Source organism: Kistimonas scapharcae, from assembly GCF_039540975.1.
Taxonomy (GTDB): domain Bacteria; phylum Pseudomonadota; class Gammaproteobacteria; order Pseudomonadales; family Endozoicomonadaceae; genus Kistimonas; species Kistimonas scapharcae.
Map to the genome: position 1 here is coordinate 1 of NZ_BAABFL010000428.1, position 19,227 is coordinate 19,227.

Genomic DNA, 19,227 nt, shown 5'->3' on the forward strand with positions numbered 1-19,227 from the left:
ATTCCGAGACTGGCAAATATTATCGAATACGCCTCATGCTGGCTGCCATGTGGTCTGCACAGGAGTTTTTGAGTACTTACACTAAAACTGTTGCGGCGAATCAAGTTGTTGCAGAATACACTGGTATTCCAGTATTTAGAATTAAAGATGGAGATGAAAGGTTTATTGTTTTCAGAAAAGACCAAGATGAGCCATTTTATGAACAGCTGACATCAGACAAATGTGTGGCATGGTCAAATATCTGTTGTCACGGAATTGAGTTTGGAATCGAAAATATTGATGGTCTTGGGGTTAGTATTGCTCATTCAAAGCACCGTAATGTAGAAATCCACACCTCTTATGTTACTCAGTATAAAGATCCTCGAGATGGAAAAATGCATGATGTTGTAAATGATGGTGAAATACGAACAATGAGAGGTTTTTCAAAATTTATGGCTGCTGCTGAAATGAGTGTTGTTGCTATAAAAAGAGTGGCAATGTTTCATCAGTTACGCATGGATTATGCTCCAGGCTGTCAGAAGCTTGATTTGAATAAAAACTGGGTTTCTCCGGAAAGTGAGAGAGCAAAAGAAATCATTAAGGAAAAATTACATCTGCATGATGAGTATGCAAAAGCTGAAGGGATAGAGTCTTACTGGAAGCCTCGTTCAGATCTAAGTCCCGAAATACATAATTTTAAGATGCGATGGAAGGAGTTTCTCAAGGATAAAAGTTCTCTGGGAATGGAGCAGATTAAAACATTCTATGACGCTTGCGATGAGAAGAATCAACGATTATTAAAGGAATTAGCCAAGTTTTTGGTGGCTGGCCATACAACTCGCCAGGCAACGCAGTCTGTTGTCAATCTAGCTAATACGAATGATAAAAGCGCATTAGCATTTTTGTTAGGAATGCGACATTTCCTTTTGTTGGATGAACGCGCTGTAAATGTTTCTGATCAAGAATGGTTAGAGCTAAGTGTTTTTCCATCGGAATCGCTTTCCTCGCTGAAACGTTCGCACTCTGCAAGTATCAGTGAAGAGGAGTCCGTTAAGGGAGCAAAGATGGTTAGAGAAAGTGTTTAAGTCATCAAGTCTTGAATTGGTAACTTTTTGCAGCAAAAAGCGATAGAGAAAGCCAGCCAAGCATAAAAGCGACGCCACCAAAGGGTGTGATCATACCCAGGCTACGGGTGCCAGTTAAGACCAGCAGATAAAGGCTGCCGCTGAAGAGAATAATGCCGCCCATAAATAATCTGGCTGACAACTTTAGCCAGCGATCAGCGGGATAGTGCATGCCCAGTAATGCGGTGAGTGCCAGAGCGAGTGTGTGGAACATCTGGTAATCAACGGCTTTTCCCCATGTCACAAGCAGGGAAGCCGGTAATCTGGCTTCCAGTGCATGGGCGCCAAAGGCGCCCAGTGCAACAACCAGAAATCCGGATAATGCGGCAATAAACAGGTAGAAACGGCTCATGGGGATACATCACTCCTGAAGGGCTACCGTCATGCTCAGGCCTTGCCGGAAAAACTCTGTACTTTTCTCATGCTCACCCAGCTGTGCCAGCAGTTGGCCGAGTTCGTTATAGGTATCCGCTTGCTTGCGTAACCGGAGGCTGGCTTCGAGGTATTCGCGCGCTTTGCCCCAGAGCTTGTTGTTAATGCACAGGCGCCCCAGCGTCAGGAACAGCTCGGCATCATTAGGGCGTTCATCGAGCAGCTTCTCTGCACCCAACAACTGGCGCTCCTTGTCTTCACCTTCGATTTGTCCGTAGAGCCGGATGATCCGTTCACTGTACAGGTCAGACAGGTGGCGGCGCATGACCGCTTCTGCCTGTTTCTCCGCCCCGAGACGGGTCAGACAGCTGACAAAATCATAAAACAGGTAATCTTCTTTCTTTTGAGCCTTGCTGAGTTTCTGCCAGATGGCCTCAGCGGGGCGTATGCGCTCTTCAATATCGGACTGCCCTTTGCCCTGCTGGTAAGCCTGCTCGAAGAGTGCTTTATAGGCTTGTTGATTCAGGCTATCAAACTCGTCACTGCTGATGACCTTGAGTTTCCGCAGCGTGGGTAGTAACTCCGCCAGTGCCTGCCAGTCATGCAGGCGCAGATAGACCTGCTTCAGTAGTTTGTTGACATAGGTGTGCTTGGGAGAGCGCTTGCGCAGTCGTTTCAGGGTTGCCAGTGCCTGTTCCAGCCGGCCCCGGGCAAGCAGCAGTTCTGCCTGGGTGAGACCAATGGCAATATCGGCACCTGGTGCGGAGGCATCGGCCTTGCGCAGGTAGTCGGAGCAGGCGTCATAATCGCCATTCTCATGAGCCGCACGCGCGGCAGCGAGGTAATTGAGCAGAGGAGCCTGGCCAGACTCGGCGGCGTGTGCCAACAGTTTCTGTGCGGCCTTCCAGTGACCGTTGGCAAACTGAATCAACCCTTTGGCGGATTGGCGCTGGGCGCGGCGGCGCTTGCTTTTCTGCGTCATGGGGTAGGCCAGGCTGATACTGCCAGCAAGGAGCCGGAAACCCCAGGTAATGATTTTATAACCCGCAATCAGCAGTACCGCTGCCAGGAGGAATGACCAGACGCTGCCTTCCAGGGAGAACCGGTCGTAGGCAATCAGGACATAGCCACTGTCATGCACCATCATCTGTGCAATGCCGAAGCAGACAGCAACCAGAAACAGCAGAAAGAGAGTTATTTTCATTGGCCAGCCTCACTGCTTTCTGCAGTTCCCGGCTTGCTGTTTTCCGATGTTTTTTCGGTAGATGCCGGTGTAACAGGCAAACGTTGTTCGGCCAGATCATCCACATACCCTTTCAGGGCGACAACTGAGCGACTGATATCAGGTAAATCCTGAAGGATTGTGACCTGCTGCAGAGCGCTTAACTGGCTGTGGACTGCCGTGATTTCCGGGCCGGTGTTCAGGAACCAGGTTTGCAGCCAGGATTGGGCATTCGCCAGACTGGTCTGATAAAGCTTTTCCTGTCCCTGCAGCAAGGCGAGCTGGGCCTGTTCCAGCATTAACCGAAGGTTCTGGCGAAGATACAGTTCTTCGGAGGGTGGCAGTAATGCGGTCACTGCCTCATGGTTATCAGTCCGGATGCGGAACTGGCCGGTAAATGCGTGCCAGGTTTCCAAGGCTGACGTTTCCAGGTGCTGTTGCCAGGTATCCTCGCTGGCAAGGACTTCTTCCGTCTGGGATTCGGGCTGATCCGGTTTGAAACCATTGGGTGGCAGCAGAGGTAATTTCTCGATTCTACCCATCAGGGCATTGAGCTTGAGCCAAGTGCCTTCAAGGTCGAAACGTTCGACCGCTTTCAGTGCAGCGATATCCTCAGCCAGCGCCTGACGGACAGGAAAGAGGCCATATTCATCGACAGTAATCAGCAACTGATCAGCCTGTGACAGCAATGTCATGGCACTTTTGACATCGCGCATGGTGAGCAGGCGCTGATTGGCCAGACGCAACAGGTACTCGGCTTCGGCAAGCAGCCAGTCGCTGCGGTCGCTGCCCTGAAGCCGAACCAGTTTCCGGTTCAGGTTGTCCATCCGGCTGACCAGACGGCTGTATTGCTCCCGGGTATCGTTGAGCTCAGCTTTCAGCACCAGGATGGTTTCATGGGTTGCGCGGGAGGGCGCCAGGGCATCATTGACCCGAGTCATGAGCTGAGCTTCTGTAGGAAGCTGTCGCCAGATCTGATCACCCTTCCAGCCCAGCCCGCCAACACCGGCAATCGCGGTCAGGCCAAGCAAGCAGCCCAGTACCCCAATTTTGCTGATTCGGTTTCCGCTGCGCGGTTTACTGGGCTTCTCTTTCCCGGCATTGGCATCGGGAAGGGACTTTTGCCCCTGTTCACCTGTCTTGTTCTGTTCCTGTTCGCTCACGTGCGTCGTCCGGTTGCAATTAAACGCATCAACTCACTGTATCACTCAATCGGGCCAGTGTATCCAGAACCTCTGGTGTGCCGGCGCCTTCACTGATGGCGATGTGGTTGAAGCCACAGGCGCGTGCATCCTCTGCCACACGCTGACTCGGTACGATCAGTGTCAGCTGTTTCAGGTTATCGGCATCGGGGTGATGATTCAGCAGTGATTGCAGGTTATTCACGATCTGGCTACTGGTAGCCACAATAACATGGATTCGGTGGGCTGACAGTTGCTGGGGCAGGTATCCTGCCGGGTAGTCGGGGCAAACGCGTTCGTAGACAACCAGGTTCTCTACGGTTGCGCCACGCTCAGTCAGGGTTGACTTGAGCTTGTCGCGGCCATTTTTACCCTTGATGATCAGAATGCGCTGGCCATTGACCTGCTGGAAATCCGTCAATGCCAGAAGCGCTTCGCTGTCAACGCCACCTGACCGGGCGTTTGCTGTGATGCCCTGCTGTTGCAGCGCGTTGGCTGTCGCTTCGCCAATGGCGTACCAGTCAATACCCACAGGGCGTTGTGGCCACCAGTTTTCAATCATATTCATTCCGTATTCCACCGCAGGAACACTGATGGCGATGATCTTGTGATACTGATCCAGTTGTTGCAGGCAATCACGGAGGGGTTGTGATTCTGGCAGGGGGCATATATCCAGCAGAGGAAGAGTCAGCGCGAAGCCGCCTTGTGCCCTGATGGCATTGGCCAGGTTATCAGCCTGTGGTTGTGGGCGAGTCACGAGAACCCGCATGGGCTGAAGCGACAGGTTCGTCATTTCAATGGCCACTATCCTGGTAGACAGCCTTGAGAATATCACCCGCGCCTTGTGCCATAAGCGCTTCTGCAGCCTCAATGCCTGCCTGTTCGCATTCTGATCGTGGCCGGGATACGGCGGTTCTCAGGATTTCACTGGCATCCGGCTTGCCGACCAGGCCTTCCAGTGAGACCTGATCATCTTCCAGCACGGCATAACAGGCGATAGGCACCTGGCAGCCACCTTCCAGACGACGGTTCATGGCACGTTCTGCCAGTACACAGGTCGCGGTATCTTCATGGTGAAGCAATTGAATGAGTGCAAGGGTGTCTTTATCGGTTGTACGGCACTCAATCCCTACCGCGCCCTGTCCCCCGGCTGGCAGGCTGAACGTAACGGGCAGGAATTGCTGTATACGATCTTGCATCTCCAGCCGGATCAGGCCAGCCGCTGCGAGGATGATGGCGTCGTATTCGCCGTCATCCAGTTTCTGCAGGCGAGTGTTGACGTTGCCTCGCAGGAACCGGATGGTCAGGTCAGGCCGCTTTTCCAGCAGCTGGCACTGGCGGCGAAGACTTGATGTGCCAACAATGGCGCCTTCCGGTAACTGGTCAATGCTTTGATACAGGTTGGAGACAAAGGCATCGCGGGGATCTTCACGCTCGCAGATAACGGCCAGCCCGAGCCCCTCAGGGAATGCCATGGGCACATCTTTCATGGAGTGAACGGCAATATCGGCGCGGTTCTCCAGCAGGGCGTTTTCCAGTTCCTTGACGAACAGTCCCTTGCCGCCAATCTTGGCCAGGGGCGCATCAAGGATACGGTCGCCTTTGCTGGTCATGGTGACGAGCTCAATGGCCAGGTGAGGATGCAGGGCTTCCAGGCGTGCCTTGACATAGTTGGCCTGCCAAAGGGCGAGGGCGCTTTTGCGGGTCGCTATACGAAGTCTGTTCACGACAAACTGCCTTGTCCATGATGTTACCGGGCAGCAATGATATGCCAGTTTCGATGTTCCCTGAACCTTTTAGGGGTTTTTCATTAATTTTCTCAGCAGGGCCACATGGCGACGGCTGACAACCAATGGTTTATCCACGCCGCGCAGACGGATTTCGTGGATGCCTTCATTGTTGCGGGTCAGGCTCTCAATGGCCCGCCGGGCAACCAGGGCATTCCTGTGAATGCGCACGAATGGGTCGCCCAGCTGCTTCTGAAGGCTTTTGAGGGGTTCATCAATCAGGACTTCACCGCTCTGATGGCAGACGGTGGTGTATTTGTTGTCTGCCAGGAAATAGAGGATTTCCCCCACAGGGATCAGCTCCAGCCCTTTGTGGGTCCTGGCTGAAATATGGGTTCGCAGTACGTTTTCATCGTCTCCCTGTTTTTGCAGGGCATTCAACTGGGAACGGTTAACCCGGGATGCCTGCTGTAACGCCATTTCGAGCCGGCTCTGTTTAACGGGCTTCAACAGGTAGCCAACGGCCTGAACCTGAAAGGCCTCAATGGCGTGTTGCTCATAAGCGGTACAGAAAATGATGGCGGGCGGACATTCCAGCTGACTGATATGGGCCGCGGCTTCCAGCCCTGTCATGCCGGGCATATGGATATCCATAAGAATAATGTCAGGCCCCATTTGCTCAGACAGCTTGACGGCTTCTGCGCCATTGGCGGCTTCCCCGGCCAGCGGCGTGATATCCGGAATGCGATCCAGCATGTAACGCAGGCGTTCCCTGGCGAGGGGCTCGTCATCGACGATCAGTACTTTCATGGTTTTTATTGGACCTTGCATGGTACCTAATCAGTGAATTCACATGCCGTCGTGGCTTATACCGGCCATGGATAGGTGATCTGTGCCTTGAACCAGCGCCGGTCACTCCGGGTTTCTGTGCCTGTCCGTAAACGGGCTCTGTCCCCATACAGTGCTTCGAGCCTTGCGGCAATGTTACCCAGCGCGACACTGTTGCCAGTATGCGGGTTAGCGCCACCATGACGGGTATCCTGAGCCATGGTATTGCTGATCTCAATCGCAAGGGTGTTATCACAGTAGGCAATTTCCACCGTGATCGCGCCCGGCGCCGGGTCAGGTTGTATACCATGAAATATGGCATTTTCCAGTAAAGGTTGCAGTGTCAACTGAGGAATCATCACATCCTCTGGCAGATCGTCAATGTGCCACTGCAGGATCAGGCGATCGCCAAAGCGGTATTTTTCAATGTTGACATAACGGCGGGAGAGTTCGATTTCCTGTTTCAGCGGAACCTCCACGCTGGTTTCCGCCAGGCTGGCGCGAAACAGATCGGACAGGTCTTCAACAACCTGCTCAGCTTTGTCTGGGTCAATATGGATAAGGCTGGCGATACTGTTCATGCTGTTGAACAGAAAATGGGGATGGATGCGCGACTGCAGTGACTGAATGCGTGCCTGGAGTTCTGCCTGCTGCTGACGGCTAAGCTCCTTCTGGAGATAGAAATAGCGCAGAAGGATGCCGGTGATGATGGCGGCTATCAGGCCATTTCGTAACAACAGCCAGTCATTAATGACAGCGGCTTCCAGTCCTGCCTCGAGCTGGTAGAAGAAGTATTCAGCACCCAGGGTGAAGACGAGCGTGACGGTCACACAAAGCGCCAGACTGGCGATCGTGATGGTGGGAATCGAACACCGAGCCAGCAGTCGGCGCAATCGACAGAGCAGTGCGGCGCAGACCAGCACAATCCATTGCACAAACAGTGAGGTCAGGGCGAGGTAGTTCCAGTCAAACCCCGGTTCCGGCATGGCCAGCACCAGCACCAAGACAAACAACTCCGCAACCAGAACGAGAAGCAGCACGGCTTTTGGGGTGCAGAGATCAGGCAGGAAAAAATCCGGATACTCTGCGGGTTGCGATAATGCTGACCTCAAGTGCTTCATAAAGGGTTGTGATTCCTTGGGTCTGCCAGGGCAGACGATATTGTGTTTGTTCTTTGGGTCACTGCTTATAGCGTCAACACTGAATCGGGGCAATCCCGCAGGCTTTTATATTATTCGGCGGGGCAGTGGTTATAATGATGCCCGGCATCAGCACGTCTGGTGTTCTATTCTCCCTGTGTTGGCAGTAACCGGCAAACGAGTGGCAGTGATGAGTGACAACAACAATACCAATCAGCAATGGGGCGGACGTTTCAGTGAACCGGTCGACGCCTTTGTTGCCCGCTTTACCGCATCAATCCAGTTTGACCAGCGACTCTATCGGCATGATATCGCGGGTTCCGTCGCCCACGCGAAGATGCTGAACAAGTGTAACCTGCTGACTGACAAAGAGCTGGCGGACATCATAGCCGGTCTTGAGGCCATTCGTCAGGAGATTGAGCAGGGACAGTTTGAGTGGTCCATTGAGCTTGAGGATATTCATATGAATATCGAGGCTCGTTTGACCGAGAAAATTGGTATTGCCGGCAAGAAACTGCATACGGGGCGTTCCCGGAATGATCAGGTTGCCACGGATATCCGGCTCTGGCTTCGTGATGAAATCGATACTATCTCTGGAGAGTTGACGCGTCTCGAACAGGGCTTGAGTGTGTTGGCAGAGCAGGAAAGCCAGACCATTATGCCGGGCTTTACCCATCTACAGACAGCGCAGCCTGTCACCTTTGGTCATCATTTGCGAGCCTGGCGTGAAATGCTCTTGCGTGATGCTGAGCGCCTTCAGGATTGTCGTAAGCGAGTTAATGTCTGCCCGTTAGGCGCCGCGGCGCTGGCGGGTACTACCTATCCGATAGATCGTGAATATACGGCTGAATTACTGGGATTTGACCGTCCGGCAGCGAACTCGCTGGATGCGGTCAGTGACCGGGACTTTGCCATAGAATTCTGCAGTGTTTCAGCTCTGATCATGACCCACCTGTCGCGGATGTCTGAAGAACTGGTGCTGTGGACGTCGGCCCAGTTTGATTTCGTTGAGTTACCCGACCGTTTCTGCACCGGTTCTTCCATCATGCCCCAGAAGAAAAACCCGGATGTTCCTGAGCTGGTACGGGGCAAAACGGGGCGGGTCAATGGTCATCTGATGGCATTGCTCACGCTGATGAAAGGCCAGCCGCTGGCGTATAACAAGGATAATCAGGAAGACAAGGAGCCGCTGTTCGATGCGGTGGATACTGTGCGGGATAGCTTGAGAGCATTTGCCGATATGGTGCCCCATATTCGTTCGCGCAAGGAAAACATGCGCTCCGCAGCCATGAAAGGGTTTGCGACAGCAACAGATCTGGCGGATTATCTAGTGAAGAAAGGCATGCCATTCCGTGATGCCCACGAAGTGGTCGGTAAGGCGGTGGCTTATGGTGTGAATTCAGGGAAGGATCTCTCCCAGATGACGCTGGAAGAGTTGCAACAATTCTCAGCAACTATCACTGATGACGTGTTTGAGGTGCTGACCCTGGAAGGTTCTGTTGGCGCCCGTCAGCATGTCGGTGGTGCAGGGGAATACCTGAAGATCGGTTGATACAGAAAAACAGCGTCAGGGCTCTAAAATGAATGAGCCCTGATCGCAAAGCGCATTATTCGGCGTAGATAGTGTTGTAACAGTAGTTTGTAGCTTCAATGAACCCTTCCACGCTGCCACAATCGAAGCGTTGTCCCTTGAATTGATAAGCCATAACGCAACCATTCTGAGCCTGTTTCAGCAAGGCATCCGTGATTTGCAGTTCGCCATTCTTGCCGGGCTCGGTATCTTCCAGAATATCGAAGATATCTGGCGTCAGAATATAGCGGCCAATAATGGCAAGATTACTGGGCGCTTCGTCAGGGGAGGGCTTTTCTACCATCGTATCCACCCGATAGATATCATCACGGATCATTTCGCCTGCAATCACGCCGTATTTGTGAACCTGATCCTGTGGTACTTCCTCAACGGCCACAATGGAACAGCGAAACTGCTTATACAAAACAACCATTTGCGCCAGAACACCATCTCCTTCCGGGTTCAGGCAGAAGTCGTCGGCTAGTACGACTGCAAAAGGTTGTTCACCGACCAGTGTCCTTCCTGTCAAAATGGCATGGCCGAGCCCCTTCATTTCAGTCTGTCGGGTATACGAAAAGGTGCATTTATTCATGATGTCACGAATGCCATTGAGGTACGCTTCTTTACCCGTACCCGCGATCTGGTGTTCCAGTTCGTAATTGATGTCGAAATGATCTTCAAGGGCACGTTTTCCACGACCCGTCACAATACAGATTTCGTTCAAACCCGCCTGCATGGCTTCGTCAACGCCATATTCAATGAGCGGTTTGTTGACAACCGGCATCATTTCCTTGGGCATTGATTTCGTTGCTGGAAGAAAGCGAGTGCCATAACCAGCGGCGGGGAACAGGCATTTCTGGATCATGTATCCGTTTACTCCATAAAATGATACGTATGGCGGAGTGATTGCTTTTTTTACAATGCCATAATATCCAGATTTTTGAGAATTTTTATTCTGACTATGTGGGAGGTTGTGCGCGCTACCCGTTACAGGTTGCGCGCACAATAATGGCAGGGTTAGGCGAACTCAGGGAAGTCGCCTTTGACGACCAGAATATCTTCCATGATCAGGTATTGCAGGTCTGATCCAAAGAACATATTCAGTGCGTCTGTCGGCGTGCAAACGATGGGTTCACCCCGACGGTTCAGGGACGTGTTCAGCACCACGCCATTGCCGGTCAGTTTTTCCATCTCTTCCAGCAACTCGTAATAACGCGGGTTGGTCTCCTTGCTGACCGCTTGCCCACGGGACGTGCCGTCTTCGTGTACGACTTCCGGTACCCGTTCTTTCCACTCTTCGTTCACTTCAAAGGTGAATGTCATATACGGCGCCGGGTGGTCAACCTTGAACATCTCCTTGGATACCCGGTCCAGCATGCTGGGGCAGAAGGGGCGCCAGCGCTCACGGAACTTGATCTGTTCGTTGATTCGGTCCGCAATACCGTTGAAGCTCGGGCAACCGATAATGCTTCGACGTCCCAGGGCTCTCGGCCCGAATTCCATGCGACCCTGGAACCAGGCTACAGGGTTGCCATCGGCCAGTACTTTGGCAATGTTCTGGGGCACATTGTCAATTTTGCGGAACTTGGGTTTGTCTGGATGTTCCTCACAGGCTTCAATGACCTGTTCGTTGGTGAAGGAGGGGCCAAGATAAACGTGCGTCATCTTCTCCACTTCCACACCACGCTTGACAGAAGCAAACGACGCTGCACCGATAGCAGTACCCGCATCACCGGAAGCCGGCTGGACGAAGAGTTCCTTGACTTCGGGACGCGCGATAATTTTCTGGTTCAGCTTAACGTTCAGGGCGCCACCGCCGGAGAACGCAATCTTACCGGTTTCCTTGATGATGTCGCCCAGGTAGTAATCCATCAGTTTCAAGACGACAGTTTCATACAGTGCCTGTATGGCGGCGGCGTAATGGATATAAGGATCGTCTGCAACATCACCTTTACGGCGTGGACCCAGCCACTTAATCAGTTCAGGAGTGAAGTAGAACCCCTTGCCGTTTTCTTTGTAACGACGCATACCAACGACGTTGACCAGCTGAGTGTTAACCCGGAAGTCCTTACCATCAAAGTCAATCAGGCGAGAGAGGTCGTATTTTTTCGGATCGCCATAGGGCGCCATGCCCATGACCTTGTACTCGCCATCCAGCATGTCGAAACCGAGGTATTCGGTAATTGCGCCATAGAGTCCACCCAGGGAGTCTGGGTCGTAGAACTCCTTGATCTTGTGGATAACGCCATTCTCACCATAGCCGAAGAAGGTGGTTGCATATTCGCCTTTACCATCCACACCCATGATCGCGGTCTTTTCCTTGAAGCCGCTCAGGTGGTAGCAGCTGGAGGCGTGCGCCAGGTGATGTTCTACCGGTTCAAACTCAAACTTGCCCCACTCAAACCCAAGGGACTCGAGCATCTTGCGGATGTTGGAGACGTATCGGCGATAACGGCGGTTTCCGTTAAAGATGGCGTCCAGTGCACGGTCAGGTGCGTACCAGTAGCGCTTGGCGTAGTGCCAGCGGGCAGGGCTCAGAATGCTGATGGGGGCCAGCGGTACCGCCACGACATCGACATCTTCCGGCTTCAGGCCAGCCTGTTCCAGAACGAACTTGGTGGATTCCAGAGGCATTTTGCCTTTGGCGTGTTTGTCCCGGATCAAACGCTCTTCTTCAACGGCGGCGACCAGCTTGCCGTCAATATAGACGGCAGCGGATGGATCGTGGCTGATTGCACCGGATAAACCGAGAATTACCATAGCCTGTTCCTGAATCCTTTAATCACGATATTGAGTTAAAAAGTACGGTGGCAGATCGTTGCCAGACCTGTGTCCATATTTCGTTTCATTGACCCTCGCCTGAGGCCTCGTCGGGCAAAGGCGGCCAGAATAAGCGACGGTATGTCACAGAAGTGTGATCTCAGCATCAATATTCCTGTCCATTGCCGGCAAAGGCCTGAGGAGAGGGAACACGGCTTGCTCAGGGTCTGATGGTGGAGACCCGGTCATCAAGCTTGTTCCCATGCCTCAATCACTGGGCGAAACAGCGCTGCCGCACGTGGATTGTCTTTCCAGTTACGGCTGAATCGCTCCAGGTCCTTGCGAAAGAGGCGTTGAAAACAAAACCGCCATTTATACGACGTCATGGCGTCAAGGTCTATAAGCAGAGGCTTATTATTTCTGATCAGGAAATTGTTGCCTTTCAGGTCACCATGATAGACGCAGCTGCGTTTCAGAGTGATCAGAATGTCGCCAATGTCGGCGGCAACCTGCTGCCATTCCGGTAAAGCGTCCTGCGAGCTATCGAAATACGCCATAGAATGGGTGCTGGGAACAAACTCTGTGATGATATAACTACAGGTGATGGCCGGTCCTGTCCGGTGTTCCAGCATCGCCATGGGAGCCGGTGTGTCGATACCCAGAAATTGTAACAGGTGGCCATTCAGCCAGGCTTTGCGGGCTCTTGAGGAGCGCAAGGTTCGAAGGTATTTGTGCAGGAAGCCTTTGGTACTCTGGTATTTCTTGATCAGTACCTTACGTTCGCTATCGAGGGTGACGATGGCAACGGTATTGGTTCTGCCCAGTTTCAGAATTTTCCCGTCGGCAATAAAAGCTTCCGGATTGGTGACCAGTGCTTGCAGCGCTGCATCGTCGTACTGCCGACTGAAAGCGGCAAAATGATGTTGACTGCTTTCTACCCTGAAGTGGGTGCAATTACGCAGGGATTTCTGAATAAATCGCTCACGCCATTTACGCAGTTTCAGCACGGTTTTCAGGAAGTCTGTTTTTGCCCACTGCCTCGCTGCTGGGTTTTCGTCAGCATAGGCGCACAACACGTCGTCAGCAAAACGGTCGTAACGGGGAAAAAGTACCGCTATGAACAGAGCGAGGTTATGGCGTGCCTGTTTGTCTGAGAGTGGTGTGGTGCTGACCGTCGCGCCACCGCCATCAATCATATACAGGCGGTCCTTGCTGACAAGCAGGTTATCGAGGTGGATATCTTCCTGGCAAACACCGGCGCGGTGCAGTTGCGCAAGTAATCTCGCCGTTTTTTGCAGCCAGCATTGACGCTGTTTTACGTCAAGTGTCGTCTGTTGCCATACCTGCTCCAGTGATTCAATCTTGCCAAGATCTTCCGTCACTATGGTAAGTAGTGCTTGCTGTTCGCTACCACTGTCCAGTAATGCTGGCGTATCTATCCCCGCATGAATAAAGCCTTTGATGCCTGCTAACTCACGCTGATAGTAACGATGTGCACCATTGCCATAGAAGCATTTAACTATAACCGGTTGGCCATTCAGTTCAGCACGTACAACCAGTCGTTTGCCGGGTAGAAAGCGTAGTACCTCCTGGCAGGCAATCACGCCGTTGTCCGTTTTGAGGCAGAAGGGCGTTTCAGGTTGCCGGGTTAGAGTAACAAGCTGTTCTGCTGTCAGGTTGGGCATTGTTGCCAGGGACTCTACGTCAGTCATTCACGTCCCTCGAAAAATGACAGTATCTTGCGGATATCTTTTTTGTCTCTGTTACGTAGTTTTGATTGACCACGGTAATCAAGAAAGAAGCGCAGGCGTTGGGTGCGGCTTAACTGCTGCTTTGCCACTTTGTCCAGGCAGGCAATATCTTTCAATATTCGGTATTTGAGCGAATAACCAAACCAGCGCTGTCCGGTCGGGCAGTCAATCAGATAAATCTTGGGGTTGTCCTTATCCTGTGTGACGAGAATATTGCGCCACTTGAAATCGTTATGGGCAAAACCGTAATCGTGTAATTTTCGTGCCGCTTCTGCTAGCTGACGACTGACGTTTTTTACCCAGGCCAGGTCCCGCAGCAGCGGTGAGTTTTCCTGCGCCATAGTGGCCAGATCCCGGGTGTTTTCCAGACCAACAGTGATCAGCGCCCCACGAATCGTTTTGGTAAGGCAACGCGCCTGACCATAGGCAACCACCGGTGCTGCCGGTACCCCGAGGCGTCGGAACAACAAGAGGTTTTTCCACTCAATGCGTATACGGCTCCAGCCCAGCCAACTGCGTAAGCCTTTGGTTGAATGGTAGCGTTTGACGTAGAACGGTTTGCCACCGATGTCGTGACGAAACACCATGCTCTCTGAATCGGCGGCTGCCAGTGCGCCTGTTGGCTCGATAGCGAAAACGGTCTCCAGGGAGCGGAATGCCTCCGCTATGTTGGTGTCACGGAAGTCTGGTTCAATATTCCAGCGAGTGGTGGTTAGCATACGACGCTGTTTTTGTGTTTCTGTCACAGCCGGTCACCATCATTCAGTTTCCGGTGATAACGGTGATACAGCTTTTGGGCCTTGCGCTCCAGAGGGCGCCATAGCCACTGGTATTGTGTAAAAGCTTCGCGTAATGGTAGCCCGGTGTAGATGCGGATAAACCGGTAAATATCTCGCTGAGTCAAGCCAATATCGAAAGCAGAAAACCAGAGTCCGGCGATATCCTTGATAAGCCAGCGCTTCGGTGTTTTTTCCCGGATCTGACTGCGGTGCAGATCAATCAGGAAAAGATGCAGGTTGTCAGGATCAATGCCGGCAATACCATCAGGGATATGAAGGAGAAAATGGCAGATATAAAAATCCCGGTGATTAACGCCGTTACTGTGCAGGCGACGGCTGATATCCGCGACCTTTTCAATCAGCGCTTTTTTTAGACGGAACGACGGTGGGTGTACAGGCCATTGTGCACAGAGATCCTCAAGGCTGATGGTATCGATCAGATCCTCTGTCACAATAAACGACCTTTGACGTGCAGGATTGTTGCCCTTTTCGCCAAAAGCGACGGCGGTCATGGTTTTTACATCGAGTGATTCCAGTTTCCGGATAGCACGCCACTCATTGCCGGCACCCAGTACCGGTGCGCGTAACCGGATCAGGTTGTCGAGAATTTCTTTCCAGCCGACACCCCGGTGGATTTTGACAAAAAAACTCTTACCGTCCTGTTCGAACTGCAGGGTTTTGCGTGCTTCCAGCTGTCGATAGACTTTGCCCTGCAGTGTTTCCACTTTCTCGAACGGATCGCAGCCTTGCCAGGCCTGCTTGAAATCATCACGTAACCAGAGCATCAGGCAGCGGCTCCTGACAGGCGGACGCCAATCGTTTCAATCAGATCCGCAGCATGTTCCGGCATGCTGTAAATATCAGCGGTGTCTGCAAACATCAGCGCGTTAGTCTGCCAGGTTCTACGCTGTTCCGCCGATTCAAGTATCTTGACCAGTTGTGAGTTCATAACCTGCTGATTAAACGGTGACTTAATTAATTCACCGGCTTTGGCGTCAGAGATGTAATGGGCGTAGCCACAGACCTCAGTACAGAATACAGGCAGACCGGCGACCAGAGCTTCCAGCAGAACGGTGCCGGTATTCTCGTTGTAGGCTGGATGAATCAGCATGTCGGCACCGAGCAGGAAGCGGGGCACATCATCACGCCCGGAAAAAAACGTAATCTGTCGTGCGATACCCAGCTTGTGGGCCTGTAGTTGAAACTGGCGAGGGTTGTCTTGCCCGATCACAAACAGGCGGGTTTTACGGCGTAACGTTTCTGGCAATGCCTTGATGGCTAGCAGGGCGCGATCCAGTCCTTTGGTTTTGAAGCCGGATCCAATCATTAATAGTAATAATTCATCGTCGTCTATTTCGAATGACTGCCGGAATGCTGTTCGGATGGCTTGACCATTTTCAGGACGGCGGCGATCGCGGGAGATGCCTGGAGGCAACAAGTGCAGTCGTTCGGGTGCCGTGCCGTAGTATTTTTCAAACAGAGGTTTCTGTGCGGCAGAGATCAGCAGCGATTCAGTATGACTGTTTCGATCAAAGACCGCCCGCTCATAGGATGAGAAGTGGCGGTAACGCGAACCATATCGATACCAGCGGCTGCGCAGGTGTCTGGCTTTGTCCTCGTAACAGGTGTCTGCAGCGTAATAGACGTCCAGCCCCGGCATCTTGTTGAAGCCAATGATGACAGCCGCTGGCTTGTGTTTCAGGTTGGCAAAGACATGCGCATGAAACTTTTTGTTTCTGGCATGGGCGCTGAGGGTGCGGGGTTTCCATGTGTGGATCTCAAAACCTTCCGGACGGTCGCCGTCCCACTGCATGGTATAGACAACAATATCGTGTCCCCGTGCCTGGCAGGTCCGGGCAATACGGAGGAAATCCCGTTGCAGACCGCCGAACGGGAAAAATTTGTAAAGAATAAAGGCCAGTCTCATCGTGTTCCTGCGGACTCGTGGGTTGTCCCCTTGAGTCGTTTGCCAGTGGCTGATTTGCCTGGTGTTCTGATAATGGGTTTGAGTTGCTGCCAGACGATATCCGCCGTCATGGGCGCGAATATGGGTGGTTCGACGTTTTGAGTCTGGCTGGGAGGGCATTGATCCAGTGTCAGGTGTACCTGGTTTTCTCCGTAGGCGCCCACCAGGTCTGGACTGGTTGGGCCATAGAGGGAGACCGCAGGCACTTCCAGTGCTGCCGTTAGATGGCCCAGGCCTGTATCGACAGCAACAACAGCGCTGGCACCGGCGATAACACTGGCAATATCGCGAAGGTTGAGCTGCGGAAGTACACGAACACCGTCTACTGCTGTTGCAATTCGTTCCGCGCGCAGTCGTTCATTTTCATTACCCCATGGCAGGCAGACAGCGTAACCGCTTTGGGTCACGTGACGGGCGAGGTCGCACCAGTATGCCTCTGGCCAATGTTTGGTTTCCCAGGTGGTGCCGTGCAGGAAAACCATATATTGCTGGATAGGGCGAATACCCTGAATATCAATGAAGTAGTCAGAATCCAGATGGAAGTGCCCTTTGTGTCGCGGTATCTCATAGCCAAGTGATTGGGCAAATAATTGCCGAACCCGCTCAACCGCATGCTGGTTTTTGGCGACGGCGTGTGGCGTGTCATAAAAGCGCGCGGCCATGGGTTCTCGTGCCGAGTTTTTATCCAGACCATGCACTGACCCATGTGTATAGCGGGTGAGCCAGGCACTCTTCAGCAGTCCTTGCGCATCAATCACGATGTCATACTTTGTCTGGTCGACGGTTTCCCGGAATTTTCGCCATTCGCCATTGCGCCACGTGCTGAGCGGGTGTTTTCGCCAGCGGCGAATAGCGACCGGGATGATGCGGTCAACGACCGGATGCCAGGCTGGAATCTCGGAAAAACCTTCTTCTACTATCCAATCAAAACGGATACCTTCAATGGCTTCCGAGGCATCCGTCAACGCTGGCAGGGTGTGGATCACATCGCCCATCGAAGAAGTTTTGATGACCAGTGCTTTCATGCTGTCATCTCCCTCACAATAGAACGGCCAGCCAGTTGTTCAAGTGCTGTAAGCACCTGTGCAGGCGAAAGCTGTTTCAGGCAATCCGTGTGTTGCTGTGGGCAGGTTCTCTGGAAGCAGGGGCTGCATGGCAGCGTTGACTGGACAATCACACTATTAGGATTCAGTGGTGGTGTAAACCCTGGTGATGTCGAGCCATAGACAACTACCAGATTCCGGTTCAGTGCCGCAGCGATATGCATGAGACCGGAGTCATTGCTGACGACTTCATCACTCAGTGATAGCAGGTCGATGGCATCAGCCAGCTGGGTTTTTCCTGCCAGGTTGTGGATATTTGCCTGTCGCTCCCTGGATACCTGTTGAACAATGTTCTTGCAAACGGTTTCGTCTTTTTGAGAGCCAAATAACCAGACCTGCCAGCCTTGCCCAAGTCTTTCATTGGCGATGGCTGCAAAGTGCTGTTCCGGCCAGCGTTTGGCTGGGCCAAATTCGGCGCCAGGGCACAATCCCAGAACTGGTCGATCCAGGGACAAGTTAAAGGTCTTCAGTGCTTGCTTTGCGTTATCGCTGTCGGCGACGAGTGCCGGCGCGGGATAGGATTCCGGCAGCACACTGCCTTTCGGATAACCCAATGCGATGAAACGCTGGATCATCAGCGGTAACGCGGTTTTGTCGAGAATCCGAAGATCATTGAGCAGGCCATAGCGCATTTCACCCCGCCAGCCTGTACGCCTGGGGATGCCCGCCCAAAAGGGAATCAATGCCGATTTGAATGAGTTGGGTAAGATGATGGCCTGGTCATAGCCAACGGCTGACAGCTGTTGGCCAAGACGACGTCTTACGGACAGGTTCAGCGAACCATGCCCCAGCGGCATATCCAGCCCCTGACGAACTTCCGGCATACGCGCCAGCAGTGGCCGACTCCAGGCAGGCGCCAGGACATCAATGACGGCAGACGGACATTGTTGTTTCAGGGTGATGAACAGGGTCTGTGCCATCACCATATCGCCTACCCATGATGGGCCAACTATCAGGTACTTCACGGGGCTCCGCTATGTTTCCAGGGTATCGGTTGCCGGTGTGTCAGCGCGGTGGCTCGGTTATCCCGCGCAGGACATCAGACGATAAAATCGCCGGTACGCTACCGCCCGTCAGGATCGGGCAGGTGTCTGCACCCCGACTCAAGTCTGCCATTGATGATCGCCGGATGTGTGTACAGCCGTGATATGTTGGACAGAAAAAAAGTGGCGCAATTATACGCCGCTTTAATAGAGTTTGCCTATGTGGTGCTAACTGTTTGATTTTATATAACTAATTGGGGCTCGTTTAATGCTGTTTTTATGGGGCTATCCCCTTAAAACCCCATGTAATCCCCAGCAAATGAGCCCATTTTGACCCCATGATTTCAAAGAAGGGCGAACGGCTCACACGGAGCGCTGGTAAAACGGAAGGTTGTGTAACTGACTTTTAATCTGACTGTTTTCCATAAGCACTACGCTCCCCGGTGGCCAGCCTTCACCTATCGTTGTTGCTGTGATAAGGCTACCATCACGAAGCTCGACTGTGCTGGTGCCATTTCCGTTATTACTGATGATGGTAACAATTGTCCTGATGTTTGAAGGTAATAGCGAGGAAAACTGTTTCCAGATGTTGGTAGTTGCCATCAGTGGTGCCTCTCCAACTCGACCGTTTGTGTGACTTTGGCAGCGCCGGAGCGGGGAGCTCGGATGCTGGTGGAAAGACACAGGCCAAACCATGCTCCGGTACATTCAGTAACCTCAACCAGCTTACCTGGCATCACCAA

At 52.6% G+C, this 19,227-nt stretch carries 19 protein-coding genes; 3 read left to right on the top strand and 16 right to left on the bottom strand.

Annotation, left to right across the window (positions count from 1 at the left end):
* A partial coding sequence (locus ABD892_RS17230; protein WP_345197198.1) for a hypothetical protein occupies positions 1 to 1,064 on the top strand: 1,064 nt, incomplete at its 5' end.
* A 4-nt stretch (positions 1,065 to 1,068) separates the two neighbouring features.
* Here the strand turns inward: ABD892_RS17230 and ABD892_RS17235 are convergent.
* The 7 genes from ABD892_RS17235 to ABD892_RS17265 form a co-directional block, all read right to left on the bottom strand.
* Positions 1,069 to 1,455: a DUF423 domain-containing protein gene (locus ABD892_RS17235; RefSeq protein WP_345197200.1), complete on the bottom strand. Its 387-nt coding sequence runs from the start codon at positions 1,453 to 1,455 to the stop codon at positions 1,069 to 1,071.
* A 9-nt stretch (positions 1,456 to 1,464) separates the two neighbouring features.
* Entirely contained in the window at positions 1,465 to 2,679 is a 1,215-nt protein-coding gene (locus ABD892_RS17240) for a heme biosynthesis HemY N-terminal domain-containing protein (RefSeq protein WP_345197201.1), read from the bottom strand.
* Positions 2,676 to 3,860, bottom strand: a complete 1,185-nt coding sequence (locus tag ABD892_RS17245) for a uroporphyrinogen-III C-methyltransferase (RefSeq protein WP_345197202.1) — start codon at positions 3,858 to 3,860, stop codon at positions 2,676 to 2,678. The genes ABD892_RS17240 and ABD892_RS17245 overlap by 4 nt, the downstream gene beginning before the upstream one ends.
* 28 nt (positions 3,861 to 3,888) lie before the next feature.
* Positions 3,889 to 4,671 (bottom strand): uroporphyrinogen-III synthase, encoded by a 783-nt coding sequence (locus tag ABD892_RS17250; protein WP_345197204.1) that lies wholly within the window; start codon positions 4,669 to 4,671, stop codon positions 3,889 to 3,891.
* Between the two features lies 1 nt (position 4,672).
* Positions 4,673 to 5,605 (bottom strand): hydroxymethylbilane synthase, encoded by a 933-nt coding sequence (gene hemC / locus ABD892_RS17255; protein WP_345197205.1) that lies wholly within the window; start codon positions 5,603 to 5,605, stop codon positions 4,673 to 4,675.
* A gap of 69 nt (positions 5,606 to 5,674) precedes the next feature.
* Positions 5,675 to 6,415: a LytR/AlgR family response regulator transcription factor gene (locus ABD892_RS17260; protein ID WP_345197206.1), complete on the bottom strand. Its 741-nt coding sequence runs from the start codon at positions 6,413 to 6,415 to the stop codon at positions 5,675 to 5,677.
* 56 nt (positions 6,416 to 6,471) lie between these two features.
* Positions 6,472 to 7,554, bottom strand: a complete 1,083-nt coding sequence (locus ABD892_RS17265; RefSeq protein ID WP_345197207.1) for a sensor histidine kinase — start codon at positions 7,552 to 7,554, stop codon at positions 6,472 to 6,474.
* 208 nt (positions 7,555 to 7,762) lie between these two features.
* Here ABD892_RS17265 and argH point away from each other — a divergent pair, with 208 nt between their 5' ends.
* On the top strand, positions 7,763 to 9,124 hold the full coding sequence (gene argH / locus ABD892_RS17270) for an argininosuccinate lyase (RefSeq protein WP_345197208.1): 1,362 nt from the start codon (positions 7,763 to 7,765) through the stop codon (positions 9,122 to 9,124).
* A 55-nt stretch (positions 9,125 to 9,179) separates the two neighbouring features.
* On the opposite strand, the gene galU is transcribed toward argH, so the two are convergent.
* From galU to waaF, 8 genes are all read right to left on the bottom strand, one after another.
* Complete coding sequence (gene galU, locus ABD892_RS17275) at positions 9,180 to 10,007, bottom strand: UTP--glucose-1-phosphate uridylyltransferase GalU (protein ID WP_345197209.1); 828 nt, start codon at positions 10,005 to 10,007, stop codon at positions 9,180 to 9,182.
* A gap of 152 nt (positions 10,008 to 10,159) precedes the next feature.
* Complete coding sequence (locus ABD892_RS17280) at positions 10,160 to 11,902, bottom strand: carbamoyltransferase family protein (protein WP_345197210.1); 1,743 nt, start codon at positions 11,900 to 11,902, stop codon at positions 10,160 to 10,162.
* A 248-nt stretch (positions 11,903 to 12,150) separates the two neighbouring features.
* On the bottom strand, positions 12,151 to 13,614 hold the full coding sequence (locus ABD892_RS17285) for a lipopolysaccharide kinase InaA family protein (RefSeq protein ID WP_345197211.1): 1,464 nt from the start codon (positions 13,612 to 13,614) through the stop codon (positions 12,151 to 12,153).
* Positions 13,611 to 14,399, bottom strand: a complete 789-nt coding sequence (locus tag ABD892_RS17290; protein ID WP_345197212.1) for a lipopolysaccharide kinase InaA family protein — start codon at positions 14,397 to 14,399, stop codon at positions 13,611 to 13,613. Before ABD892_RS17290 ends, ABD892_RS17285 begins: the two co-directional genes overlap by 4 nt.
* Positions 14,396 to 15,217 (bottom strand): lipopolysaccharide core heptose(I) kinase RfaP, encoded by an 822-nt coding sequence (rfaP, locus tag ABD892_RS17295; RefSeq protein ID WP_345197213.1) that lies wholly within the window; start codon positions 15,215 to 15,217, stop codon positions 14,396 to 14,398. Before rfaP ends, ABD892_RS17290 begins: the two co-directional genes overlap by 4 nt.
* Positions 15,217 to 16,359 carry a glycosyltransferase family 4 protein gene (locus ABD892_RS17300; protein ID WP_345197214.1) on the bottom strand — a complete coding sequence of 381 codons (1,143 nt, stop codon included), beginning with the start codon at positions 16,357 to 16,359 and terminating at the stop codon, positions 15,217 to 15,219. Before ABD892_RS17300 ends, rfaP begins: the two co-directional genes overlap by 1 nt.
* Positions 16,356 to 17,423, bottom strand: coding sequence for a lipopolysaccharide heptosyltransferase I (waaC, locus tag ABD892_RS17305; protein WP_345197215.1), 1,068 nt, complete (start codon positions 17,421 to 17,423; stop codon positions 16,356 to 16,358). The genes ABD892_RS17300 and waaC overlap by 4 nt, the downstream gene beginning before the upstream one ends.
* Entirely contained in the window at positions 17,420 to 18,466 is a 1,047-nt protein-coding gene (gene waaF, locus ABD892_RS17310) for a lipopolysaccharide heptosyltransferase II (protein ID WP_345197216.1), read from the bottom strand. Before waaF ends, waaC begins: the two co-directional genes overlap by 4 nt.
* Positions 18,467 to 18,477: 11 nt before the next feature.
* Here waaF and ABD892_RS17315 point away from each other — a divergent pair, with 11 nt between their 5' ends.
* On the top strand, positions 18,478 to 18,648 hold the full coding sequence (locus ABD892_RS17315; protein ID WP_345197217.1) for a hypothetical protein: 171 nt from the start codon (positions 18,478 to 18,480) through the stop codon (positions 18,646 to 18,648).
* Positions 18,649 to 18,847: 199 nt separating this feature from the next.
* Here the strand turns inward: ABD892_RS17315 and ABD892_RS17320 are convergent, their stop codons facing one another.
* Positions 18,848 to 19,087 (bottom strand): hypothetical protein, encoded by a 240-nt coding sequence (locus ABD892_RS17320; protein ID WP_345197218.1) that lies wholly within the window; start codon positions 19,085 to 19,087, stop codon positions 18,848 to 18,850.
* Positions 19,088 to 19,227: the final 140 nt, after the last annotated feature.